This is a genomic window from Streptomyces sp. SLBN-8D4 (assembly GCF_049739545.1).
Taxonomy (GTDB): Bacteria; Actinomycetota; Actinomycetes; order Streptomycetales; family Streptomycetaceae; genus Streptomyces; species Streptomyces canus_C.
Map to the genome: position 1 here is coordinate 8,606,206 of NZ_JBMGQC010000001.1, position 24,627 is coordinate 8,630,832.

Here is a 24,627-nt window from a genome sequence, read left to right on the forward strand (position 1 = left end):
CTCCCTTTCGTGTGTCAGGCGCGAGTCACTGCGTGACGCTCGGGGCGATGGCGGCCAGGGTGCAGTCGTGGTTGGGGCGGCACTGCACGGCGAGGGTCACGGCGCGCTCCTCGGCACCGCCGCCGCCCTGCTTCCAGACGATCTGCTGCTTGCCGTTGACGGTGACGACGTAGATGTACGCCTCGGTGATCGCGGACGGGTCGTCGGCCAGCGCCTGCTTGAAGGCGGAGGGGTAGTGGCCCTCGGTGACGCTGGCGGTGGCGTGCTGGTCCTGGTCGGCCATCCGCGACCAGAGCACCGGATCGGGAACCTGGCCGGAGACCGAGGCCCAGTCGGCGTACTTGGGCTCCGTGGTCATCCAGGCCCGCATGCCCGCTAGTTGCTGGTCGCGGCTGGTGTCGCGTGTGTCGTAGGACCACAGCATCTGGGCCGCCGCCTTGGCGTAGGCGACCGGCTCGGCGATCTGCGGAGGATTGGGCACCGATCCAGATCCGGAGAAAGGCTTCGGGGCGGCCTCGGTGGAGGACGGGCTGTCAGATGGAACTGGTGCGGCAGTGTCGGGGGTCTGGTGGCCGTTCCCGCTGCCGGTCAGCGGGGCGACGATCCCGGCGAAGACAAGCAGGACGGCGACGACGGAGGCGACGAGCGCGATGCGCCGGTTAGCCGCCCAGCCCATGCCAAACGAAGACAGGGAGGAGGAGAGTCGTTTCCGCATCAGTGGACCTGCGACCCGAGAGCCGAGAAGAACGCGACAATTCCGTTCGCGGCGCCGAGGCCCAGGGCGGCGCCCGCAGCCACGACCGCGCCCTTCTTCCCGTTGGCCTCGGCCTGGTGCCCACCGGTGTGATGACCCCAGGCCCACACACCGAGCGACACAGCGAGGGCGCCGACGACGGCGACGATGCCGAACAAGTTGATCGAGTTGACGACGTTCTTCAGCACGCTCAGGCCCGGCAGTCCACCGCCCGACGGCGTGATGCCGGGATCGTAGGCCAAGTACTGCACGGTTTCGAATAGGTGCAAGGAAGCTCCTTGGGCATGCCGAAATCGGCGCGCGGGAATCACGGAAGGAAGGGGAGGAACGAGGCAGCGCCCCGCAGAGAGGGAGGCAAACGCCCTGCATGAAACGGCTGGCACCCGCTCGGTGCCCGCTAAGGGCGGCGTGGCGTGCACGTGGACACAGCCGCTCCGGCACCGTGGAGGGGGGCGAGGCCGCGGAGCGGGCCGGTGCTGCTGTCGACGGCGAGCCGGCTCAGCCTTCGAGCCGGCTGCCGGGGTGCACTACTTCGGGATTGACGGCTTCGGCGCGGGATTGGTCTCGTACGGGTTCGCGCAGTTATAGATCATGTAGCCGCGGATCCTCTTGTCGTCGGACCTCCGGGTGACGGTGCCGTGGGTGTACCAGGTCTTCTCGACCTTCCGGTACGCCCACTGGTCGTAGACGACCTTGTCGCGGCGGTAGCCGATGCCCACTACCGTGGACGTCTTCGACGGGGCTGTACGGACCTTGACCGCACTGCAACTGATCGTGGTGGTGCCGGTGTCGTACGCCTGTGCCGTGGTGGCGGTGGCCAGGCCGCCGGTGGCGACGGCCAGGCCCAGAGAGGCTGCCGCGAGGGCGCGGTGGCGGGTTATCAAGGATGCTCCTACTGCCGGGGGGATCTCGGTCAGAGATGGTGTGTCGGGGCGGTCGCGCCCCGGCCGGTATCAGAGGACCCGGCGGGCGGCGAGAATCGTCCAGTCCTTGATCGGGGTGATCCGGACCGGCTTGGTGGTGCGCGGTGCCTCGATGACGAGGCCCTCGCCCATGTACATGCCGACGTGCTCGGGCCGTGCGGCGCTGCCGCGGCTGAAGATCAGGTCACCGGGCTTGAGGTGGGCGGGCGAGACCGCCTTGCCCTCGCCCACCTGCGTGTACGTGGTGCGGGTGAGTGTGACGCCGGCGTGCGCGTACGCCTGCTGCATCAGAGAGCTGCAGTCGCAGCGGCCCATGGGGTCCGGACCGTGCGAGTTCGTGCAGGATCCGCCCCACTGGTAGAGCGTCCCGAGCTGCTGCATCGCCCAGGCGATGGCCTTGTGCGCCTTCGGATCCGCGTCCTTGGGGAGCGAGTAACCCTTCGGGACGCTCCCCTCGGGAATGCGGCCGAACCCGGAACCGTCCTGGCCCGGCGCGCAGCCGGTCGTGGCCGACTGCTTGTCTTGGTCTGTGTCCTTGCCGTCCGCGTCACCGCTGCCGGGGAAGGTCTTGGCGATGGCGCCCTGTAGCGCGGTGGCCAGCTTTTCCCACTGCGCGTAGGCGTCCGGCAGGCCGGACTTCTGCACGGCTTGGGCGGCCTGGGTGACGGTCATCTGCTGCCACCCGCTCACCTTGAGCAAGTGCTTGTAGAACTGCTCGCTCGCGTAGGTGGGGTCGCGGATCTGCTCGGCGTTGCCCCAGCCCTGGGAAGGGCGCTGCTGGAAGAGGCCGAGGGAGTCGCGGTCGCCGTAGTTCAGGTTGCGCAGTCGGCTCTCCTGCATCGCCGTGGCGAGCGCGATGATCTGTCCCTTCTTGGGGACGTCGAGGGAGAGGCCGGCGGCCACGATCGTCGCCGCGTTGGGGACCTGCTCGGCGGGCAGGTCCAGGCCCTCGACGTGCACGTCCTTGCCAGAGGCACCGTCGAGGATCTTGGTGACCTGTTCGGCGACCTTGTCGCTGTCGATGTCGCTCAGGCAGCTGCTGAAGGAGCCGCTGTTCTGCACGGCGTCGGCCGAGGAGGCCAGCATCATGCCGGTACCGGCGATCAGGATCGGGGAGAGGAAGACGACGCCGATGCCGGCGGCGAGCCCCTTCAATCCGAGCGGACCGCTCGCCGGTCAGCGGTTTCGGGCATGGGTGGGTAGCGAGACGTCATGAACGTGTCCTTGGGGGTGCGGTGTCCGGCGTGCCGCGTGCGCGGGGCGTGGTGGAAGGGCGCGGCGGCCGGGGTGGGCGATCGGAGGCGGGCCGGTGGGGGCGAGTTGCCGCTCGCTCCGTGTGGCCGGGCCGTGAACTAGGGATCGTCTTCAAAGGTCAGATCCAGAGCAGGATCGCGGCGATGGTGACGGCCGCCTCGTAGGACTCGCGGGTCTTGTCATAGCGGGTGGCCAGCCCGCGCCACTGCTTGAGACGGTTGAAACAGCGTTCGACAACGTTGCGGCGGCGGTAGACGCACCGGTCGAAACCGGGCGGCCGACCGCCGCGTGTGCCGCGGTTCAGTCGGCCCAGAACCTGGTCCACGCGTTCGGGGATCGTGTGTGGGATGCCTCGTCGTCGCAGGTAAGCGCGGATCTTCCGAGAGCTGTAGCCCTTGTCGGCAACCACATGGTCGGGCCGGGTCCGCGGACGCCCGGGCCCGACTCTGGGCACGGTGATCGAGCCCATCACCTGCTCGAAGCGGGTGCAGTCGTTGGCGTTGCCGCCCGATAAGACGAAGCCGAGGGGGCGGCCGAGTCCGTCGCAGGCCAGGTGGACCTTCGTGCTCAGTCCGCCACGGGATCGGCCGAGGGCGTGATCACCCGCTTCGTCCCTGTCGACTGCCCCCTTTTGCCGCCGGCTGCATGCTGGTGAGCCCGCACGACGGTGGAGTCGACCGACACCAGCCAGTCGATGTCCCCGGCCGCGTCCTTCTCCGCCTGGATCGCCCGCAGCATGCGCGAGAACGTGCCGTCCAGCGCCCACCTGCGGAACCGCGTGTACAAGGTCTGCCAGGAACCGTACCGTTCCGGCACATCACGCCAGGCCGACCCGGTCCGCAGCTTCCACACGATCCCGTTCAGTACCACCCGGTCGTCAGAACGGGGCCGCCCAGCAGTCCCCGAACTCGGCAACAACCGTGACAACACTGCCCACTCGGCATCCGAAAGCTCATGACGACGCACCACGACAAGCATGATCCCTCATCACCTGGCCACCTTTGAAGACGATCTCTAGGTGTGCCGGGGCAGGGGGTATCTCCGTCAGGTGTGGCAGGGTTGTAAGCCAGCGGCGGTGTGCGGCGGGCGGTTCAAAAACAGTAGGCGCGGATCGGCGGTTGACCAAAAAGTCGGCGTGAGGTGCCGGAAACCGGTACCTCGGCAGGGCACTTTTTGGTCGTCGGCGCTTTCGCGTCTACAGTTTTTGGACTCCCCCCTCGCCTTCCTCGGTCTGTGGCCCTGGGCTTCTGCATGCCCACTTCCGGCCCGCGAGGACTCCTGTGCGAGGCGGTGAGTTCCCTCCGCGCTTCCGCACCCGAATAGGGGTTCCTCTTTGCCTTTTTCCCTGCACCAGGGCGACGCCCTCAGCGTTCTCACCGGCCTCCCGGACGACTGCGTCGACTCCGTCATCACCGATCCGCCGTACAACAGCGGGGGTAGGACCGCGAAGGAGCGCACCACCCGCTCCGCGAAGCAGAAGTACACCTCCGCCGACGCCCAGCACACCCTGCCGGACTTCACCGGCGAGAACATGGACCAGAGGTCGTACGGGTTCTGGCTGACGCAGGTCATGACCGAAGCCCACCGCCTCACAAAGACCGGCGGGACCGCGCTGCTGTTCACCGACTGGCGCCAACTGCCCACCACGACGGACGCGATCCAGGCGGCCGGATGGCTGTGGCGTGGAGTGCTGGCCTGGCACAAGCCGCAGGCCAGGCCGCAGAAGGGCCGGTTCACGCAAAACTGCGAGTTCATCGTCTGGGCGTCGAAGGGAGCGATCGACGGCTCCCGGAACCCGGTCTATCTGCCCGGCTTGTACTCGGCGTCGCAGCCCTCGGGGGCGAAGCGCCAGCACATCACGCAGAAGCCCGTCGAGGTGATGCGCGAGCTGGTCAAGATCTCACCGCCGGGCGGCACGGTGCTCGACTTCTGCGCCGGCTCCGGCTCCACGGGCGTCTCCGCCCTGCTGGAAGGCCGGGACTTCATCGGCGTGGAGAAGACCGAGCACTACGCGTCGATTGCGGCCGACCGGCTCACCGAGACGATCCGCGAGACCCTCACACAAGACGACGTGATTCTCACCGCTTGAGCCGCGAGCGCGCTCCACGTTAAGGAGCTTGACGCCCTGGATGGCATTCCGGCGGAGCGGACTCTTGTCTCGCTGCCCGGCCCGCGCGTCGCGCTTTCCGTCTTTCTCTCATTCCGCGTCTCGTAGGAGGCCGAACTCTTTCATGCCCGAATCCACAAAACCGCCTGACGATGGGGAGTTGGAGCCGGTTCGCCTACCCGATCCGCAGCTGGAGGGAATCGAGGCGAGCGTCCGAAGGCTCATGGAGCAGTCGGCGCAACAGGCGCAGCAACTCGACCACCTCGCGTCCGCCCCGGCACCGAGCGGATCGCCGTTCGCCGCGTTCGGCATGCCGGGGCTCGGCGGGCCGCCTGCCGCCGCTCCGCCGGAACCCCGCCCGATCCTGGAACTTGACGGGGAGGAAAGGGAGGACGAACTCGACGCTCTGTCGGACTGGGTCGACGACTTCTTCCTCCCGGTGTACGGGTCGGAGGTCACCACCGCGGCGCCCTGGTGCCTGCAGTGGCAGGAACACGACGATGTCGTGGCCTGGCTCCACGCTCTGTGGCTCGCGTACCAGCAGCACAAGGACCCCGAAGCCGGACTCTCCGGCCTGTTCGTGTGGCACCGGGACTTCCTCACCCACGCTGTCGCGGCGATCCGCGCACCGGGCGGCCCGCTGTCGGCCTGCATGACCTCTCCCGACCGACCCGCGCACCGTCTTCTGCCCGGCCCGCCGCCGTCCGTGCGCACGGAGACGGCGTCCACGGCGCAGGCAGCCGGGACCGCCGAGCCGGACGAGCCGACTTCATGACCACGGGAGCGGGACAGCCCGCCTTCGGACTGAGCTTCGACCCCCGCGCGCTGACCGATCTCCTCCAGGCACCCAGCGATATCCGCGACCTCACCCTCGCCTACCTGCAAGACGTCGTGAACGCGCAACGCTTCGGGCTACGCCTCGACGGTGACCTGGAGGGCTATCGCAAGCTGTTCGTGGACTCCCGCAAGGACTGGCGCGTCGTCTACGGCGTCCGTCCGGCGCCTGCGGAGTCCGCGCATCAGAAGGACATTCACGTCGTCGCGGTCCGGCCACGTGCAGGCAATGACGTCTACGACGAGGTCGGCCGCCGCCTGGGGATGACCCGCCGGCCGCTGAGCGCCCGCACCCACGCGGCCCGTTCCCGCTCCCCGCAGCTGACCACCCGCACTCCCGCGCCCCGGCCCGGTCCGCCACCCACCGCACTGCCGGGTCTGCCCCGTCCCGCACAGAACCCCGCGCACCACCATCACACCCGCTGAACGCACGGAGCGTCGCCTATGCCCCCTCAACCCACGCCGACACCAGCCCGGCGTGCGGTCTCCCCGCTCGACCATCGTCTCGAAGCCGTCACCGGCCACGACATCGACACCCTGTGGGCCTACCGCGACCGGGGCGTCCTCGACGAGCCACACGCCCACCTGGTCGACCTACACCGCGAGTTGGCCAAGACCCAGACCGGCGTCACCTTCTACCTCCGCCTCCTCAACCGCCTTTCCAGCGGCGAGTTCGACGTCGATGCAGCCCTGTTCACGCGCATCGACCGCTCCGTGGACCAGCTGAAGGAGGCCACCGTCGCACGGGACGCCGCTGCCCGGAAAGTACTCGCCGCCCTGGAGCCCATCGAGGCCGCCCCGGCGGCCTCGATGCCCGGCGCGAAGCCGCTCTCGACGGACGACCAGGCGGCGCTGCTCGCCATCGCCGGCGGCGCCAAGCTCTACGAACACCTACTGACCGGCCGGATGTCCGTCACAGCCGCCTCCGGCACCCGCATCCCTCACGCCAAGCTGCAGCGGCTGGAGGACGTCGGCCTGGTCGTCCGGGACACCAGCCACCCCGTGCACGCCGGCCAGCCGGTCGCACTCACCGACGCCGGACGCGCCGCGCTGTTCGCCACCCGACGGACCCCCACGACCCAGGCGCCGAAGCTCCCGGCCCGGTCCGGCACGCGGCCGTCCACCCCGGCGCAGCGTCGCTGAACTCCATCGAAAGGCCCTTGTTGTCTCCCACCGAACCGGCGCTGACTCGGACGTTCATTCCCCAAGTCGACTTCGAGCTGGACGACTTCGATGCCGACGAGGAGATGTCTCTCGACTTCTACCGTCAGGTCGCCGTCCGCGAGGACATGCTCGTCCCCCTCGCCGAACACCACACTCCCGACGGCGCGCACAGCTACTACGTCGTGTTCGATCGCACCGCCACTTACGGGCACCCAGGCATGCCGCAGTACGTCGCCGTGCACTTGAAGCGGGACCGGGAGAAGGCGACGTTCGACTTCGAGCAGGCTCTGCTGCCGCTGCCCGCGATGGCGCAGTCTTGGCTCATCCACTGCGGCTGCCCGCCCGACGCCATCGGACTCAACCCCGAGTTGGGGCCACCGCCGGCCGACGAGGCGACGCGTGCGCTGGAGCGACGCCTCGCGGGCGACGGCGACCACTACGCCATGGGCTACTCCTACACCCGCGACGACCCGGACGACATGGTCACCGTCGTGGCCCTGCGCGCCCTGGACGAGCGAGCCCCCTCCCCGTTCCGCGTCGTGGTCGAGGAGGTCGACACCGACGCCTGGACCCACACCCTGCGCGAGGGCGGATTCGCCACGGTCGGCGAGGCCCTGCAGTGGTGCGACGATCGGCTCACCGGCGAGGCCGGCCCTCTGCCGCCGGTCCGCCCGGAAGCGGCAGCCACCCGCCCGGCCGCCGGGCCGAAGGCCTCTGCTCCGCGCCCGCCCGGCCGCTCGCGCTAAACGGCCGAGCCGACCGGGCGCGGCGCAACATAGCCGACGATCGCCGGTTAGCCAAACCGGCGATTCTCCGGACTCTTATACAGCCGCCGGGACAACCCCGCGGCGCCAATCCACGCAATCCCTATGCCTTCACGGAGGTTTCTTCCGCATGCGCTCCACCCGAATTGTCATATCCGCGGCGATGCTCGGCGCACTCGCACTCCCGATCCTGTCCACTGCGCCCGCGAGCGCGGCCCCCGGTGCTGCCGCCTCGGTGGTTACCCCCTGCTCGTACCTCCCGCCGCTGCCGTACAAGGTCCACGCATCCGCTGTGACCATCCGCTCCAGGGCCAGCTCGAAGTCCACTGCGGTCGGCGTGCTCTACAAGAGCCACAAGTTCACCGTGCACAAGAAGAGCGGCAACTGGCTTTACATCACCGACCGGACCACTGGCGTCAAGGGCTGGGTCTCCGGCACCTACGTCTACCGCGACACCCGGATGTGCCTGGACTGACAGGAATTCAGCAGGTGCCCGTAAGCGGCTGAGCCGCCGGGTACGGCCGCTCCTCACATTCCCCCAGGCATCGCCTTTCCAGAACAGGAGTTTCCTTTTGTCCGACGGCATATCCGATGACGCTGAGGATGTCGTGGGCGTGCTCACCGAACGGATCGAAGCGAGCTTCGCCATGGACATGGACCAGTTGAAGGCCGCGGTCGCCGCCGCGCCGACCGCGAATCCTGACGCCACTGACGTCGTCAAGTGGCACGGCCTTCTCGTCCAGGCCCAGTTGGTGCTCGACCACGCGGAGGACGACCTGCTCGCCGCGCTGGAAACGCAGCCCAGCGAGGTCGACGACCCGACGATGGGCCTCGCACACCGCGTGAACGCGGCCGTCACCGCCCGCGACGGCCGGGCCCTGGTCGTGCGGTGGCTCCTCGATCCGGACGCTCCGGGCAAGAAGGACCTCGCCGCCGAACGGCTCGCCCGCCTTCGCCCCCGAACCGGTCCGGCGGTGCCAACCAGCGCTCCCCACTGGCCCGCGGGTACACCGGCGTCGGCGTCGCGGGCGGGAAGGCCCGTCCGATGAGCCGGTTCAAGACCAGCACCATGGACGCCGATCTGCAGAAGGTCTTCGGGAACCCGGTCCCCGGGCTGCACGAGGCGGCTGCCGTACCCGACGCCTCTCCCGCGCTCGCCCGTGCCCTGGAGCTGCGCTCCTTCCTGGCTCTGACCGAGGAGCAGGTCGCCCGCGTCCGGGACCGCGTGCACGCGGACATGGATCCGGACCGCGACATGGGCGAGCTGTCGGCGGACAAGCTCCGCTTCGACGCGCAGTGGCTGGAGGCGGCGCTCGATGCCCGCGACTGCTACCGCGCAGCCCTCGGCGAGTTGCTGCTCACCATGCCGCCGCCCGACCAGCGGGCCCGGTCCGTCCGCACGACGCAGCTCAGGGCCATCGCAACCCTGCCCCTGTCCGCCGCCCCGGCACCCACACGTGCCGGGGCGGCCCGGGCCCGCCGACCGTGAAAGCCCCCGCTTGCCTCACCTCACGTCCACCGAGATAGCCGGACGGATCGAGGACCTGTACGGCGCGCCGCTCGCCGACCTCGAAGCCCACGCTCAGGACCAGCCGCCCGGCATGCTCTCCGCTCTGCTCGGCATGCACGACGACCTCGCCCTCGCCGAGGGCAGCATCGACTTCCACCGCGACCAACTCGCCCGCCTCATCCACCCTGAGCGGCAGATCGGCCGGCACGAGGTCTCCCACCTTCTCGAGGGTTCACGCCGGCTCGCCGAAGCCGTCGCAGTCCGCGACGTTCAGGCCAAGTCGGTCTTGGCTGTTCTGCAGAGCCTGGCTCGCGTCCCGGCCCCGGCGCCGTCCCCGCCGACTGCCTCGCCGCCGCTACCGGCTCCGGCCCTTCCGGCTCAAAGCACGGCGCACAGCCGCTGACCGCAGGCGATCCCCCTTCATTCACCCTGGAGTTCCTCCCTTGGCCATCACCGCTCTGCCCCCTGACACCGACGCCGACATCGGCCGGGTTACCGAGGCCCTCGCCATGATCACCCCGCGCTGGAACGTGAGGATCCTGCTGGCACTCTCTGGCCCGCCGCTGCGTTACAGCGAGCTGGCGGCCAAGGTGTCCTGGCTGCAGAACGGCCAGCTCCATCCCAAGCTCAAGTCACTGTGCGACGCCGGTCTTGTCGAGCGCACCGAACACACCGCGCGGAATGTGACCTACGGCCTCACCGAGCGTGGCGTGGCCCTGCTGCCGGTCCTGCCGTTGATCGTCACCTGGGCCGAGGAGCATCTGGAGACGGCGGACCGCCCGCTGCCCGCGATCGAGCAGATCGAGGACAGCCTCACCCTGCTCACCCGGCGGCACGCCGCCGCCATCCTGTGGGTGCTCAAGTCCCGCGAGGAGGTCAGCGGGAGGGCCCTGGCCCGGATCGTGATGCCCAGCAGCGACTGGACCAACGTGTACCCGCCGCTGCGGCAACTCGTCGCCGACGGCCTGGTCGACACCGACAGCATCGGCCAGCCCTACCGCCTGTCCGCGGCGGGCGACGGCCTGGCCCCCGTTCTGGGTGCCCTGTCCGCATGGTCCGCCGGGCAGCCCCTCAATCAGGCGGCCCATCACCCGGTCTGGGGGCACCCGCAGGCGAAGCCTGCGCCGAGGTCGTGGGTCAGCAGCCAGTCCCGGCCGACCCCCGCAGCGCTTCCATCCGCCCGAACGGTGGGGACTTCGCCGACGTGGCACAACCGCGATCTCTTCTCCCATGCCACGACCGCCCGTCCGAAGGCGGCCATCCAGGCGGGAGGGCCGCGCCGATGACTGCCTTCTTCACCTCTGTCGAAGTACGCACCACTGTCGAGCTGCTGGCGTCGCGCTCCTTGATTCGCCTGGTCACCGAGATCGACGACAACGGGGCGATACCGCCGCGGCGGCTGGCCGGTACCCTTCCCGACCTTTCCTCGCACCAGCTGCGCCGCGCTACCGAGACGGCCCGCGCCCACGGTCTCGTTTGGGTCGCGCCCGGCGCCGGTCTGGAACTCACCGAGTCCGGCTCGGAGTTGGCCGACCTGTACGACGCGGTTGCGCGTTGGGCCCGACGCCACGCCTACCCGGCACCGGTCTGCGAGTTCAGCGGTCGCATCCGCCACGTCCTCGACCTCCTCGCGCCCTCGCTCATGACCGAGCGCTCCGACGGTCTCTCGTGGCCGTCCGCCGGGCGCCTGCCCAGCGCCGAGGCCGAGGGGGACCTTGCCCGTCCCCGCGCTCTGCTGATCCAGTGGCTGGCTGGCAACCCCCAGGTCACCCGGGTGTCCGAGCCTGAGCCGGTCGCGTGAGCGCAGCGGTTACACCCCGGCCTGCACGTCACACCGCCGGGCTGATGCGCAGCATCTACCTGCCGCGCACGGCGGACGCTCTCGCGTTCGCGATGTACACCTATGGCATCCCGCTGCTGGTCCTGGCCACCACGCGCTCCGCCGCGCTGACGGGAGCGGCGTTCGCTCTGGAGTGGATCCCGCGGCTGGCGGCGTTCGGGTGGGCCGGATCGATCGTCGACCGGCGCGGGGCGGCCGTCGTCTTCCACCTCGCCTCCCTGGGACGCGCGCTGGCCCTCGCCGCCAGCGCGGTCCTGCTCCACCTCCACCCGTCCGGCACCGTCGCGAGCGCGACCGTGATGGTGCTCGCGGCGACGACCGGCGTGCTCACCGAGTTCAGCTACATCGCGGCCGAGACCGCAGGCGCCGCCGCTGGCCGCCGAGCGGGGGCGCGGGCCTACCGCGTCCAGGCCGTCCTGCTCGGCATCGACCAGACCGCGACGCTGGTCGGCCCGGCGCTCGCGGGGGTACTCCTGCTCGCAGGCCCGCCGCCGATGCTCGCGGTGATCACCGTGCTCTCGCTTCTCGCCGCGCTGCTCGCCCTGCGCACACCCCCCTCGCCGGTCGCCCCTGCCCGCGCGCCGAAGCGCCAGTCCGGGGCCGGACTGCTCACCGGGTGGCGCACCATCCGCTCGCTTCCCGCGCTCGGCTGGCTCGTGACCGGGCTGACCCTGTCCAACCTGGCCACCGGGCTTCTCCAAGCGGCCGGTCCCGTGATCACCGTCAAGCACTTCGGGCAGTCCACCACTGCCGTCGGCCTGGTCTGGTCCGCCGCTGCGGCGGCCACCCTCGTGGCCGTCACCATCTGCCGGTTCGCGCTCGACCGCCTGGGCCTGTGGCCAGTCGGCGCGGCCTGCGCCGCCCTCGCTTCGCTCGCCTGTCTCGCCGCCGCCCAGGCCCCCGACTACCGGTCCTACCTGGTCCTGGTCGCGGTCCTCATGGGGGCAGACGGCGGCATGACGGTCGTCCTGCGCACCCTGCGCTCCCGCCTGATCCCCCCGGAGAAGTTCGGCAGCACCCTGTCGGCGACCATCCTCATCCTCCTGCTGCCCTTCCCCATCGGCGGCGTGCTCACCGCGCTCACCCCGCCCGACGCACTGGGTCACGTCATAACCGCCTGCGCCGCCCTGCAGGCCCTCGGCCTGTTCTGCGCCTTCGCCCGCCTGCGCACCGATTCCGCCCTGCGCACCTGACACACGCCCACAGCCTGCGGAGAACCTCATGCCCACCGCCATCCTCGGGACGAACCGCGCGAGCGGTCGCACCATCACCGAACAGTTCCACGCCTTCGACGCACACAACCCGCACGTCTACCGCGCTCTGGAACGCATGGCCGCCCGCCGCCTGGCCGCCGGCGACACACGGGTCAGCTTGAAGGATCTCTTCGAAGACCTGCGCCGCCAACTCCCGTACGGCGTCGCCGGGCTGAACAACAACTTCACCGCCCTCTACGCCCGCCGCCTGATCGATGAACACCCGCACTGGGCGAGCGTGTTCGAGCTGCGCCGCCGTGCCGCCTGAGACACCCCCCCTCTCTTCTCTCGTCCTGCCGTCCACCGATACGGAGAACCCCTTCTTGTCCGCTCGTCCTCTCGTGCTTGTCGTTTCTCCCGGCGACGAGACCTATCGCGGCTACTGCCTGGAGCAGGTGGCTGCCGCGTACGACGTCGTCCTGCTCACCGGTGCCGAGCCGTCGTGGGAGAAGCCGTTCATCGTCGATCACGTCGTCGTCGATCTGCACGACACCACTGCGCTGCTCGCCGCCGGCCGAGCCCTGGCGGAACGACACGACCTCGCCGGCGTGGTCACCTGGGACGAGTGGCACCTCGTCCCCACCGCCCGCCTTGCTCGTGTGCTCGGTCTGTCCTCGCCCTCCGTTGAGGTGATGCGCGGCTGCCGCAACAAGGCCACCGCCCGTACGTTGTTCGCCCGCCACGGGGTGCCGTCGGCCGCGTCGATGAAGGCGCGGACCCTGCTGGAGGCCAGCCTTGCGACGATGACCCTCGGCTATCCCGCCGTCCTCAAGCCCGCCGCGTTCGCGGGCAGCATCGGCGTGATCCGCGTCGACCGTCCCGAAGAGCTGCCCGGCGCGTTCGCGTTCGCCTCGGCCGGCGCGAGCCGCAGCCGCGAGGACACCAGCGTCCTGGTCGAGGAGTACCTCGACGGGCCGGAAGTCTCCGTCGAATGCGTCACCCACCACGGCGAGACCACCGCGGTCGCCGTGACCCGCAAGCACCTGGGCCCCGCCCCGTACTTCGACGAGACCGGCCACACCGTCGATGCCACCGACCCGCTCCTGGCCCAGGTCGCCCCGGCAGCCGCTGCTGCGGTCAAGGCCCTGGGGATCACCGACGGCGTGCAGCACGTCGAGATGCGCCTCGTGGACGGCCGGCCCCGGCTGATCGAGGTCAACGCCAGGATCGGCGGCGACATGATCGGCCACCTCGTCCGCCTCGCCACCGGCATCGACCTCGCCCGTGCCGCCGCCGACATCGCCTGCGGCCGTGTCCCGGACCTGACGCCCACCCGCGGCCAGGCCGCGGCGATCCGCATCATCTACCCCGCCTACTCCGGCACCCTCACCGCCCGCCGCCTGAAGGAGCCCGTCGGGGGAGTGGAGCGCGTGTGTTTCCAGCGACAGCCCGGAGATCAGCTCGTGCTGCCCCAGGACGGCGGCGACCTGTACACCGCCCGAATCGGCTTCCTGATCACCAGCGGGCCGACCGCCGTCGTCGCCGAAGCCCGCGCCCAGCAGGCGTACCGCCACCTCGACGTCCAGGTTGCCCCGGTCCCGCTGGCGGCCCTGACCACGAGGGAGCACGGCGCGTGAACGTGATCATGGCGCCCGAGTTGGCGCGCAGCCGCCGGCTGCTGACCGGGTACTTCGCCGGGCTGGGTGTGGTGATGGCCGTCTGGGGTGCCCGGATGCCCGCCGTCCAGCACGCGGCCGAGGTGAGCACCGGCGGGCTCGCCCTGGTCCTGCTGGCTGCCGCCCTCGGCATGGTCGCCGGGCTCCAGGCGGGCGGACGCCTCTCCCACCCGGCCCGCCTGCCCGCATTGCTGACCAGCGGCGCCATTGCGCTCGCCGCCTGCCTCGCCGTTCTCGGGGTCTGCCGCAGTCTGGAAAGCCTCCTGGTGGCGGCGTTCGTCTTCGGTGTCGCGCACGGCGTCCTCGATGTCGCAGCCAATGCCGCAGCGGTCCGCTGTCAGGAGGCACACGGCCGCCCCATCATGGGCCGGCTGCACGCGAGTTACAGCCTCGGCGCCCTCACCGGCGCCGCACTGGCCGCGGCCACCGCCCACACCGCGCACACCGTTCTGTTCACTGGCGTCGCAGTCAGCGCTGCCGCGGCGGTAGGTGCCACGGCGGCTCTTACCCGGACTCTCGCCAGCTCTGGACTCGAGCCCGTCCGTAACCCTGCTGCACACGGCTTGGGCGAACGCGAGGGCCTGTCGCGGCCTCGGTTCTGGCTGCTGGGCGTGCTGGCGGCGGCAACTCTGCTGGGCGAGGGAGCTGCTGCCGACTGGGCGTCCGTCCACCTGCACGACCTCGGCGCGAGCGCCGCGACCAGCGCCGCGGCGTACGGCCTCTACAGCGCCGCCATGGCTGCGGGTCGCCTCGCCGGAGACCAGCTCACCGTCCGCTTCGGCGCACCCGCCATCGTGCGCACCGGCGCGGTCCTGGCCGCGCTCGGGCTCGCCACCGGACTGGCCGGCTCCACCATCGCTTTCGCCCTGCTCGGCTGGACGGCCTTCGGCCTGGGGCTGTCCGTCACCATCCCCAGCCTGATCACTGCCGCCGGCGCCGGCGGCCCCCGCGCGGTCGCCACCGTCGCGGTCACCGGCTACGTCGGCCTGCTCGCCGGCCCCGCTCTCATAGGCGCCCTCGCCACCGTCACCGCCCTGCCACACGCGCTGCTGCTGCCAGCCCTCCTCGCCGCCGTCGTCGCCACCCTCGCCCCCAAAGCCCTGGAGAAAACGACCCCTTGACCCGCACCTCCGCCTCCCCGACCGGCCTGGACGCCGCGATCCTCGACTACAACGGGGTCCTCGGGCTGCAGCCCAGCACCGCCATGTGGGCCCGTCTCGCCGACCTCGCGGAGTGGCCCCACCCACACCTCCCCTCCTTCCAGGACGCCTTCTGGGCACCCCGGAACGCCTACGACGCAGGCGAACTGAGCGATCTCGCGTACTGGGCCAAGGTCCTCGGCCATCACCCCGGCCCGCGGTGGCTGCGCACCCTGCGCGCCGCCGACACCACCATGTGGACCCGCACCGACCCGCGCGTCCTTGACATCCTGCACCGCGCCCGGGCCGCGGAACTGCCGATGGTGCTGCTCTCCAACGCCCCGGCCCACCTCAGCGACGCCTTGGACGCCACCGACTGGCGGCGCGAGCTGATGACCGACGCCCTGTACTCCGCCCGCCTGGGCCTGTGCAAGCCCGATCCGGCCGTCTACGAACACGCCCTGGCCGCCACCGGCATCGCCGACCCCGGGCGCGTGCTATTCGTCGACGACCGCGAAGACAACTGCCGGGCCGCCGCCGAGCTGGGCCTGCGCACCCTGCACTACACCGGCCAACCCGCAGATCTGGAACAGCAGTTGCTGCCCGCACCGGCCAACAACCCTGCTTCCTGACCGGCATGCCGCCCCACCCACCACCATCCCGACCCCAGGACATTCGTGCCCGACACCGAAGAGATCGACGGCGACGTCTACGTCTCCCCCCGCCATCTCGCCTCCACCACCGGAACCGGCGACCCCGCCCTCGCCCCGCTGCTCGACCTCGGCTGGGACCTCCGCTACGACGAGGACTCCAACGTGTACCTGAGCGCGCCTGACCGGCGCGTGGGCCTGGGCTACCTGCCCGAAGGTGAGGATGACGGGCTCTGGCGCATCAACGCCTACAAGGACTCCTTCGGCCCGCCGGCGTGGGGCGTTTGTTTCAACGACCGCGTCCCCACCGAGTTCGTCCAGGCGTTCACCACCGTCCTCGCCACGGCGTACGAACAGGGGCCGGACGCCTACCTCGCCCGGCCGGTCTCCGGGAACGACGAGCACGACCCCTTCCTCGCCGTCGTCCCGCTTCTGAAACAGGGCTGGGAGATCGACCGCCCGCGCTGGGGCGTCTTCGCCGTCCAGGCCCCGGACGGCCTCGCCGGACTGGAATTCACCACCGGCGACCTCGATCCCGAAGCCGAGCTGACGACGCGGGACGCCCGCTGGCAGCTGTGGGCGGGCAAGTCCATCGACCGGCCCGTCTGGTACGCCACGGCCAGCACCGACACCCCCGTCGCCCTGCTCACCGCCGTCACCGAGTGCGTCGCCGATCCGGCTCCGCTGCCCCGGTGGCGCGACGCGACCTCCAGCTACATCAAGGGCATGGCCCGGCTCACCCCGATCCTTCCGCCCGGACCGCAGTCCCCCACCCCGCTCGACGTGCAGCGGGCCGTTGCGTCCCGCCGCCCGGCCGCGCTCCCCGCGGCCAGCGTCCCGCGCTGGAGCACCACCACCAGCCGACCGGCCCTGCCCGGTCCACGCCGGTAGGACCAGCCCGAACCCGACCGGAGACACCTCTTGTCCCTGCAGGCTCCCGAGTTCTTCGCCGAGCTGTGCCTCCCCTTCCACGACCACGCCGTCGTGGGCAACACCTACTACGCCGCCCCGACCCCTGGCACGCCCCCGCGGCTGCGGATCGACTTCAGCCGCACCATCCACGCGGACACCTACGGCGGCCTGCGCCTGGCGGTCGTCCACCCGGAACGTGGCGAGATCGACGCAGTCGCCCTCAGCTTCCTGGACCACGGCACGTTCCACCGCCGCGACGAAGCCACCAACACCCGGCCGAACACCAAGCAGTACGGCACCTTCGACACGTACCACCGTCCCGGCCAGCCGCCGTGGGAGGGGGCCGTCACCACCGGGTTGCGCGACGCCATCGAGCAGTACACCGCCGTCTGGTTCCCCGGCGCCTGGACCGCGTCCGCGCCGCACCGCACCGCGGGCCGGACCGCGCACACGGCTCCCGCCGTGTCCGTCGCCCGTAGCGGCGGCCGAGCCCGTTGAGCCGCGCCCTGCACCACGTCAGCGGTGGCTCATCGGGAACGTGCGCGGGGATCATGCGGATCACTCTGGCACGGGGTCAGACCGCCCGGGGCGCCGGGTGCCGAGCGTTCTGGGCCGCGGTGGGAGTGATCGGGCTGCCCTCCGGAATAGGGGTTCGGACACATCCGAGGCTGTGGGAGCTCAACTCCTGTGACCTATCCCAATGCCGTGAGGTGCCGATCTCCGGGATGTCCTAGGGCGGTGGCCGCTAACCGTCTGTGCACGATGGCCATCTCCGTGGCGCGCCCGCTCAGTTTCCCTGTGGGGCATTCGTTTCACGCCGGCCTTCCCGTTCGGCGACCAAGATCTCAAAAATGTGGGTTAAGGGGTGTGTTACCTGGTCAAAGGTCTGGCCTGACTCGGCTGGACTGAGAACGGGAGTTCCTCTTGCTCCGGCCCCATCGAAGTTGACGCGGCGTCGGGGTGCGAGGGGGCCACCCTCCACGGGTGGTGAACGTGGACATGGGCGGGCAAGGACGAAGCCGGTACCTCGGTGAGGTACCGGCTGGGGCGGGAGGCGGAGCTGCTCACCGTTCAGTAGTTCTAAGGGAGGGCTCCACCTGGGCCTGCGGTCGTCAGGGGGGATCCGGTTCCACGTCGGGGATCTCGAACATCGTGTCGGTAGGCGGCTCGAAGTGGAATCGGCCGCGCATGTTGATGTGGCCGTACATCATCCGAGGGAGCTGGCGGAGGTCGCTTTGGGAGATGACCTTGCCCTGGGCGCGCATCTTCTCGACGATCTTCTGGATGTAGACCGTGTTGAAGAGGGCCACGGTGTTGAGGACGAGGCCAAGAACACCGAGCCGGTTTTCCAGACCGGGGTAGTAGTCGGGGAAGGGGCCGTCGATGCCGTGACAGATACGCCTGGCGAGGTCGGCGCGTTCCTTGTGCAGCCGGCTCTGTGCTTCGATCCCGTGCCGGTACTCAGGGTTGTCGTAGAGGCGGAGCAGGTGACGTGTTTTGGCGATGCGCCCGAAGGAGACGATCGCTGATCCGAGGTCGGTGGGCTGGCCGTTGCGGGTCACGATCCGCAGCGCGTCGTGTGCGCTGACGGCACCGTGGTGGATCGAGCCGATCACCCGCAGGATGTCTTCCCAGTTTGCCGCGATCTGCGAAAGGTCGATCTGCCGACGTGTTGCGCCCTGGAGGGGTCCGTAGTCCGCTGACCTGTCGATGCGCCATAGCCTGGTGTCGTTGATCTGGTGCGGGGCGGGCTGGTAGGAGTAGCCGGACAGGGTCAGAAGGCCGAAGACGAGGTCCTCGTGCGTTCCGGCCTCTGCGACGATGGCTTCGGGGTGGCGGCTGTCCGGGACGCTGGTCTGGTCCCGGTACGTCGTAAGGGTGTTGAGTGCCTCCAGCGCAGCGCTGGGCCGGCCGCTGACCATGCGCCCGGACAGCTGGATGGCCTGCTCCGTCAGCATCGTCAGCCAGGTGACCTCGGAATTGCCTTCGGGCGCGACGCGCAGGTCAGGCTGTGGTGTGGGGATGACGAAGCGGTGGCCGTCCACGGAGGCGAGGCGCTCCCCGTCCAACTGCAAGCTGGTGAGTGCCTCGCTCTCCGCGCCGAGCATGAGGGTGGTGCACGCCTCGATCACATCGGGGCGGAAGTATTCGCGGCTGATGCTGGTGAGGCGGTCGAGCTTGAGGGCGTCCTTTTCTTCGTTCGCGACGGCTTCGAGGCCGATATTGCAGCCGTACGCGACCATCACGGCGGCTACGGACAGCTCGAATTCCGGGTAAGGGGAGGGGTTGCCGTTGCGTGTGGTGAACGCGGCGATCCCGCCGGTCCGGCTCAGCACGTCCAGCACCACTTGGGGCAGTTCTACCTTGGGGAGCATCTTCTCCACTTGGCGACTCAGGCTCGATGGACGCGGTGGCCGCCCCTTCGGCAGGACCAAGTCACCGCTGCCGAGCGTGATTTGAGCGCCCTCGGGCATGCGGGAGGCGACTCTGACGAGGCCGGCGTGCAGGCTTCTACCAGCGCGGTCGAGGTAGGCGCCGGGGTCTTCGGGCAGATCCAAGCTGGTGAGCAGGCTGGGCCGGGCCTGTGCCCAGACCTCGCCTGACAGGAGTCGCGCGAGCAGGTCTCCCCAGCGGGAACAGCCCTGAACGAAGATCTCTCGTTTGTACAGATGCCGGTGGAAGGTCTCCACCACACACAGCGCGTATGCCGCCAGGTTCACCGCGCCGTCGGACTGTTCGGGTTCACCTTCCACGAGGCGCTTCCAGGAACCTTTCAACAACCTGGTGTCGATGTCATCGAGCCGTACGTCCTCGCGATCCAGGAGAGGCGGCAAAGCGTGGAGCGCGGTCAGTGCTGCCTGGCCCGCGGGACGTGCGCCGAAGCGGACCCTGCCGACAAGGACGGGTACAAACGTCCGTACGTCTCGGAACCGGTCCAGTGCCTTGGCACGACGGACCTCATGGGTATCGGAGTCCTGGGCCGGCATGTACTCCAGGAGATTCTTGGCCGCCCGCAGGAGAGTGTCCCGGTCAGCGACCGTCTCCAGCACCGCGCGCGTGGAGTCGGTGTCGGTGACTGGGTCGGTGATTTCACCGCTGTCGTGGTCGATGCTCTCCGCCACGGATTCCAGGACGGCGAGCAGCGCCTGTGCGGTCAGGGTGCCGTCAGGGGCGAACTTCGGGTAGGAGTCGACGAGGGCCTTGTCGGCCCACCTCTTGGGTTTGGCGATGAAGCCCTCGGTGATCAGCTTGTCGAGCATGTCGATGGCATCGTCCAAGGCGCTCGTCTCCAGGCGCTTGATGGCCGCAAGTACCGCAGCCCGCTTGCCGGTCTGCTCCTTCAAGCGCGGTACCCGCTCGGTCAAGGCGTGATCGGCTAGCTGCGCCAACTTGCGGTCGGGGATGGACGAGACATCCACACCAATGAACCCGAGAGCGCGGATCTCGTCCGCGCGTGACAGCGCCTTCACGAAGTTCGCCCACGAGGGCACGCCGACCCCGCGACGCAGGCCGTCCAGGCGACTGGTGCGCTCGTCGGCGGGAACCTCCATCAACCGGTCGACAATGCGGACCTGTTGACGGCTCATTTTGGAGACGAGTTCCTTCGACACCGCGTCTTCGGCTCTACCTCGGCAGAGCGTCACCAGGTCACGCAGCGTCGAGTATCGGGGGAGGAGCACACGCTGCCCGCGGAGCCAGACCAGGGCCTGGAGCGTCATCGCCTTCGGGCCGTCCGTGGAGTACTTCAGCCGGTCTTCCAACCAGGCCACGAACTGGGCCTCGCCCTCCACGAAGGAAGTCCAACCGTGTTCCCGTCTGATCTCTCTGACGTGCTTTCGAACGGTGTCGCCGTTCTCCCCGTACAGCCTGATCTTGGCGAGCGGGTCGGAGATGCCGAGTTGCGCGCCCACGCGCAGCACCAGTTCCTCGGGGATCCTCTCCATGTCAGTCTGGAAACGACCCAGGAAGCGTACGACCGTCAGCTGCACGGCAAGGCCGAGACGGTTGTGCTCCCCCCGCTTGCTCTGGATCAGCCGCTGGTCTTCCTCGCCCAGCCGGAGATGGGGCCAGTCGCGCTCCGGGATTCCATTGACGAACGACGGGTACCCCGCGCTCAACTCCTGCCGCTCCTCTGCGCCGAGCATTACCTCTCCTGACGATCGGATTGTCACGCGGGGCAGATTCAGGCCCTCGACTGGGCCGGGTCAAACCGGACTTCGGGGGTGACCGGCCTTATGGCACATTTTTGAGATCTTGGCCGTCGACCCGTTTTCTGCGCGGCTGTTCGAGTGGCTCGCGGCCGTTTCTGACGGCTCGGGCTTCTACCGTCCTCGGCCATGGAGAACGTGTGGATCGAGCCGGGCAGCAGCGCAGATCCCGGCTACACCGACGATCAGCTCAAACGCGCGAGACGGTTCGCGGAGCAGGACGTCCAGGCGACGCGGGTGCAGCTTGCGGCGCGCTTCGGACTCGGCGACGTGTGCGCCGAGATCGCCGAGCAGTCCAGCCTGGCGGTGAGCAGCGCCCTGGAACCGCTGGCACGTCAACTCGGCTATGCGGCCGACACACTTGAGCGATACCAGCGCGTCACGGCGTTGGCAGGCGCGGAATTCCGTGAACGTCTCGCCACGTCCTCCGTCCACGTGCCGTGGAAGTGCGTGGTCGCGGCCTGCGTAACCGACCCGGCCGAGCGTTCGCGTCGTGTCGGGCTTCTGCTCGGGCGGCTCGCCGGCGCCGAGCGGGCGGGATGGCCGGCCGTACTCGACGCCGGGGAGTACTGCCGGGCCCTGGGCCTGGCGGACGGAGCGGCCTGCGGTACGGAGACGCCGGGCGAGATCGTCGCTCAGCTCGGCCGTGCAGGGGTGCGGGAGGCCGTGGTCGCGGAACTGACCAAAACCCCGGAAGCCGTCCTGTCCATCCTGCGCCAGCCGACCGTGCGCGAGGTCCTCCAGGACCAGGAGGTTGCCCGGTACGTGCGCGAGCAGATGCGCCCCACGCCGGATCCGGACGAAGAACTGGTCAACGAGCTGATCGGCGACGACGAACGCGATCCGCGTGCCGACTGGACCATCCGCTACTTCGGCCTGGCCCACAAGTGCAGGGAAATCCTCCTGCTGGGTCCCGACGATTTCGTAGACGTCGACGACCCCGACGTGTGGCAGTCCGTCGAATCCATCCGTGACTCGGTCGTCTCCTGGGCCGGCCGTGTCCTGGAGAAGCGCCCCCGAACGATCCGACTCCTCTCCGGAAAGTAGAAACCCGTGCCTATCCCCAATGCCGCTGGCCGCTACCCCAACGCCGTACGCGACGTCCTCGACCGGGAGGCTCTGCGGTGCATCCGCCAGGGCGGGAGCGAAGCCGAGCAGCTCGCCCAGATGCAAAGCGTCATCCGGTCGAAGATCAACGTGCTCTCTCAGGAATACCGTCCTGTGTTCGACCGCGCGGTGAAATCGATGTGCACCACCTCGTTCAACAAGGTCTGCAAGGAACTTCGTATCGCCGCTCTCGCTGGTCCGGCCGGACCCACACAGGGCGGCCCCACCGTCATGGGTCCGAGCTGCGGAACCGGAGCATCGGGCCCCGGCGACGCTACGGTTCCCGGCTCGCACGGCGCTGGATCCGACGACGAAAGGGTCGTGGCGAAGGTCCTGATCGGTGAGGGCGGCGAGCTCACGGAGAAGTCGGCCCAGCAACTCGTGCTGGAAGACCTCGACCGCATCATGGAAGTCCTGCCTCCTCTTGCCGAGCGCGACTTCATGGAAGCGGACCGGCTTGAGAGTGCGGCCAAGGAATCCGCCCAAGGAGCCAAGGAGCACAGGGCCCGCGGAAACCGTATCCTCGCCCTGTTCAAGCGCTACGACCGGCTTGTCGTCGGCATCGACAGCATCCCCGGCATCTTCAACCTCGCCGACTACCTTGCCGAGGTCGGAGCCCCGGCCCTTGGCCTGGACGACGAAGACGCCGAGCTCCTCCGGTACGCGGGCGCCCTGTGACCGAGTCCACCTGGCACAAAGAAGTCAAGGACTGGGGTGTGGCCACCGAAATCGCACTCGGGAACCGCAGAGCCGACTGCCTGCTGCGCTGCGGCAAGCGGGCAGAGATCCAGGCCCACCCTCTTACCCCGGTGGAAGTCGCCGGCCGAGAGGCCCACACAGACCTCTGGATCCTCGACTGCCGAGCCGCACACGCGCGCAACCGCCTCCTGGTCTGGGACGACCAGGAGTTCGGCACACTGTTCCGCTGGGACCGCGCCTGGCAGGGCTTCGCGGTGGCCAAACGGCCCGCCTTCCTCAACACGGAACTTGACATCAGCACGGGCCGCGGCACCTTCCTGGAAGTGACGGGCTGGATCTTTGACGGATACCGCGCTCTCGGTTCCGGCAAGCCCCACACCGCTGCTGCCATGCGTTCATGGATGCGCTACGACACCCCGCTCGCCTCGCACCCGACGGTGACCCTGTGACCTTGCAGCCACGCCGCAGAGGCACGGAAAAGCGCTACCGCACCATCGTGATCGAGCTGGACGGTCTCCTCCAGCAGGTGCCGACCGAATACCACGCGGCCGGTGCGCTCATGGAACACATGGTGACAGCCAGGGCCTTCCATGCCGACTCCGTGTTCGGCGAATGCCCGGTTCCAGTGGCCATACTCCTGTACCGGCCCACCGATGGCACCCACCCGGCACTGACCGTCGTGGATGACCTGGCCGAGTCCTGGGTCATGGAATTCGACGTCTGGCATGACCAGGTCCGCTATCACATCACCGGCTTCTACCCGTCGGGGAACGGGCGCCTCGACCACACTCGATCTTCGGCGACTTCGCCGTGCCGAAGCGTGAAATCGCGAGCGTTCGCAGTTCACCACGTATTCGACGCCGTCTGACTACTGAGGTAACGCGCATCGACTGAAACCCAAATGATCAGCATGGTCATCCGTGGTAACTTCCCGGTTCTCATGACGAGTTGGAGGGCTTTTGAACAGCGAGTTCCTGCTCGGCTTGATCGCTGCGGGAGCGGCGTTCGGCGGAGCTCTCCTGGGCGCCGGTGCTGTAGCCATAGCCGGACGCAGCCAGGCCAGTGCGGCCCGCTACCAAGCCGATGCCCCATGGATCAGAGAGCTCCTGCCCTCTCTCTGCGCAGAGTTCCTCCTCCAGGCGGAGCAGGTCTACCAGGACTATCAAGCCATGTATGAGGACGCGTTCAACGAACGCTGGGACGAGATGGAGCGCCGGGCCCGGGACCTGGCTCCGCAACCGTTGAAGCGGGCCTTCGCTGCACTCGAACTTCGCGCTCCCATGGACCTAGTCGATATGGCCACTGCGCTTCAGCAGTCTCTCCTCTACGACCATGCCCCAGAACCAGTCCGGCTTGGCACGGTACGAAGAGACCGGGGCCAACAGATGGCGGCTCGGACCAGATTGTCCGGTGCCTACCACGGCCAGCACAACCTGTTCTTGAAGGTGGCCAGATCCGCTCTCAAGGTTGGTGCCCACGAGGCGCCGGCCCGGGGAGCGTGGCTGCCCTTGTGGCGCCGTCAACCGTAAACGGAGTTCGGCGCTCGGCGACAGAACGCTCACCAGAGCACTTGCCCTTCCTCAATGAACCCGGTGCAAGTGCCTCACTGAATCCAATCCAGCACCGACCTCGGCGCGAGAAAGATGAACCTCGATACGTTGTCCAAGGACAAGTTGTCCGCCGAGATCGAACTCAGCCCAACGGCCACCCCTGCCATCCAACTCAGTCGCCGCAGGCCACAGGGCTGGACGCAGAAACACGTGCCACACCGCCACCTTGACAGCAAAGTTAGCCGCCGCAGGTCAACGAGTTCCGGCGGGCTGATTCATCGTCAAAGGAAACAAGTTCGCCGGGGGCAGACAGGAAAGATCGCGGAAAGACTGGCCAACGCGT

At 69.1% G+C, this 24,627-nt stretch carries 29 protein-coding genes; 23 read left to right on the forward strand and 6 right to left on the reverse strand.

Features of this window, described 5'->3' with window-relative positions:
• Positions 1–25: 25 nt before the first annotated feature.
• The 5 genes from RKD20_RS38980 to RKD20_RS39000 form a co-directional block, all read right to left on the reverse strand.
• A complete protein-coding gene (locus RKD20_RS38980) occupies positions 26–715 on the reverse strand; it encodes a hypothetical protein (RefSeq protein ID WP_424881800.1) in 690 nt (229 codons plus the stop codon).
• Positions 715–1,023 carry a DUF6112 family protein gene (locus RKD20_RS38985; RefSeq protein ID WP_041669032.1) on the reverse strand — a complete coding sequence of 103 codons (309 nt, stop codon included), beginning with the start codon at positions 1,021–1,023 and terminating at the stop codon, positions 715–717. The genes RKD20_RS38980 and RKD20_RS38985 overlap by 1 nt, the downstream gene beginning before the upstream one ends.
• 258 nt (positions 1,024–1,281) lie before the next feature.
• On the reverse strand, positions 1,282–1,638 hold the full coding sequence (locus tag RKD20_RS38990; protein ID WP_424881801.1) for a hypothetical protein: 357 nt from the start codon (positions 1,636–1,638) through the stop codon (positions 1,282–1,284).
• Between the two features lie 69 nt (positions 1,639–1,707).
• Complete coding sequence (locus RKD20_RS38995; protein WP_424881802.1) at positions 1,708–2,832, reverse strand: C40 family peptidase; 1,125 nt, start codon at positions 2,830–2,832, stop codon at positions 1,708–1,710.
• A 217-nt stretch (positions 2,833–3,049) separates the two neighbouring features.
• Positions 3,050–3,897 (reverse strand): IS5 family transposase gene (locus RKD20_RS39000; protein ID WP_424883421.1). Its coding sequence is split into 2 segments (ribosomal slippage): positions 3,050–3,534 and positions 3,534–3,897, totalling 849 coding nucleotides; the frame shifts between segments, so codons are not numbered across the junction.
• 367 nt (positions 3,898–4,264) lie between these two features.
• Between RKD20_RS39000 and RKD20_RS39005 the strand changes: the two genes are divergently transcribed.
• From RKD20_RS39005 to RKD20_RS39090, 18 genes are all read left to right on the forward strand, one after another.
• Positions 4,265–5,020 carry a DNA-methyltransferase gene (locus RKD20_RS39005; protein ID WP_424881803.1) on the forward strand — a complete coding sequence of 252 codons (756 nt, stop codon included), beginning with the start codon at positions 4,265–4,267 and terminating at the stop codon, positions 5,018–5,020.
• 241 nt (positions 5,021–5,261) lie between these two features.
• Entirely contained in the window at positions 5,262–5,813 is a 552-nt protein-coding gene (locus RKD20_RS39010; RefSeq protein WP_424881804.1) for a DUF4913 domain-containing protein, read from the forward strand.
• A complete protein-coding gene (locus RKD20_RS39015) occupies positions 5,810–6,298 on the forward strand; it encodes a hypothetical protein (RefSeq protein WP_424881805.1) in 489 nt (162 codons plus the stop codon). The genes RKD20_RS39010 and RKD20_RS39015 overlap by 4 nt, the downstream gene beginning before the upstream one ends.
• A gap of 18 nt (positions 6,299–6,316) precedes the next feature.
• Positions 6,317–7,015: a hypothetical protein gene (locus RKD20_RS39020; RefSeq protein WP_424881806.1), complete on the forward strand. Its 699-nt coding sequence runs from the start codon at positions 6,317–6,319 to the stop codon at positions 7,013–7,015.
• A gap of 17 nt (positions 7,016–7,032) precedes the next feature.
• Positions 7,033–7,782, forward strand: coding sequence for a hypothetical protein (locus RKD20_RS39025; protein ID WP_424881807.1), 750 nt, complete (start codon positions 7,033–7,035; stop codon positions 7,780–7,782).
• A 181-nt stretch (positions 7,783–7,963) separates the two neighbouring features.
• A complete protein-coding gene (locus RKD20_RS39030; protein WP_424883422.1) occupies positions 7,964–8,275 on the forward strand; it encodes an SH3 domain-containing protein in 312 nt (103 codons plus the stop codon).
• Positions 8,276–8,372: 97 nt separating this feature from the next.
• Positions 8,373–8,849, forward strand: coding sequence for a hypothetical protein (locus RKD20_RS39035; RefSeq protein WP_424881808.1), 477 nt, complete (start codon positions 8,373–8,375; stop codon positions 8,847–8,849).
• Positions 8,846–9,289 carry a hypothetical protein gene (locus tag RKD20_RS39040; RefSeq protein WP_424881809.1) on the forward strand — a complete coding sequence of 148 codons (444 nt, stop codon included), beginning with the start codon at positions 8,846–8,848 and terminating at the stop codon, positions 9,287–9,289. The genes RKD20_RS39035 and RKD20_RS39040 overlap by 4 nt, the downstream gene beginning before the upstream one ends.
• 10 nt (positions 9,290–9,299) lie before the next feature.
• Positions 9,300–9,713 carry a hypothetical protein gene (locus RKD20_RS39045; RefSeq protein WP_424881810.1) on the forward strand — a complete coding sequence of 138 codons (414 nt, stop codon included), beginning with the start codon at positions 9,300–9,302 and terminating at the stop codon, positions 9,711–9,713.
• Positions 9,714–9,753: 40 nt separating this feature from the next.
• Positions 9,754–10,596, forward strand: a complete 843-nt coding sequence (locus RKD20_RS39050; RefSeq protein ID WP_424881811.1) for a winged helix-turn-helix transcriptional regulator — start codon at positions 9,754–9,756, stop codon at positions 10,594–10,596.
• The gene (locus tag RKD20_RS39055; RefSeq protein WP_424881812.1) at positions 10,593–11,111 is read left to right on the forward strand and encodes a regulator; all 519 of its coding nucleotides are present in this window, start codon (positions 10,593–10,595) and stop codon (positions 11,109–11,111) included. The genes RKD20_RS39050 and RKD20_RS39055 overlap by 4 nt, the downstream gene beginning before the upstream one ends.
• Complete coding sequence (locus tag RKD20_RS39060; RefSeq protein ID WP_424881813.1) at positions 11,108–12,343, forward strand: MFS transporter; 1,236 nt, start codon at positions 11,108–11,110, stop codon at positions 12,341–12,343. Before RKD20_RS39055 ends, RKD20_RS39060 begins: the two co-directional genes overlap by 4 nt.
• A gap of 28 nt (positions 12,344–12,371) precedes the next feature.
• The gene (locus tag RKD20_RS39065) at positions 12,372–12,671 is read left to right on the forward strand and encodes a hypothetical protein (RefSeq protein WP_424881814.1); all 300 of its coding nucleotides are present in this window, start codon (positions 12,372–12,374) and stop codon (positions 12,669–12,671) included.
• A gap of 73 nt (positions 12,672–12,744) precedes the next feature.
• A complete protein-coding gene (locus RKD20_RS39070; RefSeq protein ID WP_424881815.1) occupies positions 12,745–13,980 on the forward strand; it encodes an ATP-grasp domain-containing protein in 1,236 nt (411 codons plus the stop codon).
• A complete protein-coding gene (locus RKD20_RS39075) occupies positions 13,977–15,140 on the forward strand; it encodes an MFS transporter (RefSeq protein ID WP_424881816.1) in 1,164 nt (387 codons plus the stop codon). The genes RKD20_RS39070 and RKD20_RS39075 overlap by 4 nt, the downstream gene beginning before the upstream one ends.
• Positions 15,137–15,790: an HAD family hydrolase gene (locus RKD20_RS39080; protein ID WP_424881817.1), complete on the forward strand. Its 654-nt coding sequence runs from the start codon at positions 15,137–15,139 to the stop codon at positions 15,788–15,790. The genes RKD20_RS39075 and RKD20_RS39080 overlap by 4 nt, the downstream gene beginning before the upstream one ends.
• Positions 15,791–15,835: 45 nt before the next feature.
• The gene (locus RKD20_RS39085; RefSeq protein ID WP_424881818.1) at positions 15,836–16,699 is read left to right on the forward strand and encodes a DUF317 domain-containing protein; all 864 of its coding nucleotides are present in this window, start codon (positions 15,836–15,838) and stop codon (positions 16,697–16,699) included.
• A 30-nt stretch (positions 16,700–16,729) separates the two neighbouring features.
• The gene (locus RKD20_RS39090) at positions 16,730–17,218 is read left to right on the forward strand and encodes a hypothetical protein (RefSeq protein WP_424881819.1); all 489 of its coding nucleotides are present in this window, start codon (positions 16,730–16,732) and stop codon (positions 17,216–17,218) included.
• A 614-nt stretch (positions 17,219–17,832) separates the two neighbouring features.
• Here RKD20_RS39090 and RKD20_RS39095 read toward each other — a convergent pair.
• A complete protein-coding gene (locus RKD20_RS39095) occupies positions 17,833–20,865 on the reverse strand; it encodes a Tn3 family transposase (protein WP_424881820.1) in 3,033 nt (1,010 codons plus the stop codon).
• A 192-nt stretch (positions 20,866–21,057) separates the two neighbouring features.
• Here RKD20_RS39095 and RKD20_RS39100 point away from each other — a divergent pair, with 192 nt between their 5' ends.
• The 5 genes from RKD20_RS39100 (at position 21,058) to RKD20_RS39120 (ending at position 24,263) form a co-directional block, all read left to right on the forward strand.
• A complete protein-coding gene (locus RKD20_RS39100; protein ID WP_424881821.1) occupies positions 21,058–21,975 on the forward strand; it encodes a hypothetical protein in 918 nt (305 codons plus the stop codon).
• Between the two features lie 6 nt (positions 21,976–21,981).
• Positions 21,982–22,713, forward strand: coding sequence for a hypothetical protein (locus tag RKD20_RS39105; RefSeq protein ID WP_424881822.1), 732 nt, complete (start codon positions 21,982–21,984; stop codon positions 22,711–22,713).
• Positions 22,714–22,751: 38 nt separating this feature from the next.
• A complete protein-coding gene (locus RKD20_RS39110) occupies positions 22,752–23,183 on the forward strand; it encodes a hypothetical protein (protein ID WP_424881823.1) in 432 nt (143 codons plus the stop codon).
• On the forward strand, positions 23,180–23,602 hold the full coding sequence (locus tag RKD20_RS39115; RefSeq protein ID WP_424881824.1) for a hypothetical protein: 423 nt from the start codon (positions 23,180–23,182) through the stop codon (positions 23,600–23,602). Before RKD20_RS39110 ends, RKD20_RS39115 begins: the two co-directional genes overlap by 4 nt.
• Positions 23,603–23,693: 91 nt before the next feature.
• Positions 23,694–24,263 (forward strand): hypothetical protein, encoded by a 570-nt coding sequence (locus RKD20_RS39120; protein ID WP_424881825.1) that lies wholly within the window; start codon positions 23,694–23,696, stop codon positions 24,261–24,263.
• The last annotated feature ends 364 nt before the right edge of the window (positions 24,264–24,627 follow it).

Bases quoted from the DNA above. Each gene is read 5' to 3' on its own strand.
- RKD20_RS39095 (WP_424881820.1), bottom strand. From the start codon at position 20,865: ATGCTCGGCGCAGAGGAGCGGCAGGAGTTGAGCGCGGGGTACCCGTCG.
- RKD20_RS39055 (WP_424881812.1), top strand. From the start codon at position 10,593: ATGACTGCCTTCTTCACCTCTGTCGAAGTACGCACCACTGTCGAGCTG.
- RKD20_RS39030 (WP_424883422.1), top strand. From the start codon at position 7,964: ATGCTCGGCGCACTCGCACTCCCGATCCTGTCCACTGCGCCCGCGAGC.
- RKD20_RS39015 (WP_424881805.1), top strand. From the start codon at position 5,810: ATGACCACGGGAGCGGGACAGCCCGCCTTCGGACTGAGCTTCGACCCC.
- RKD20_RS38980 (WP_424881800.1), bottom strand. From the start codon at position 715: ATGCGGAAACGACTCTCCTCCTCCCTGTCTTCGTTTGGCATGGGCTGG.
- RKD20_RS39065 (WP_424881814.1), top strand. From the start codon at position 12,372: ATGCCCACCGCCATCCTCGGGACGAACCGCGCGAGCGGTCGCACCATC.
- RKD20_RS39040 (WP_424881809.1), top strand. From the start codon at position 8,846: ATGAGCCGGTTCAAGACCAGCACCATGGACGCCGATCTGCAGAAGGTC.
- RKD20_RS39100 (WP_424881821.1), top strand. From the start codon at position 21,058: ATGGAGAACGTGTGGATCGAGCCGGGCAGCAGCGCAGATCCCGGCTAC.
- RKD20_RS39010 (WP_424881804.1), top strand. From the start codon at position 5,262: ATGGAGCAGTCGGCGCAACAGGCGCAGCAACTCGACCACCTCGCGTCC.
- RKD20_RS39020 (WP_424881806.1), top strand. From the start codon at position 6,317: ATGCCCCCTCAACCCACGCCGACACCAGCCCGGCGTGCGGTCTCCCCG.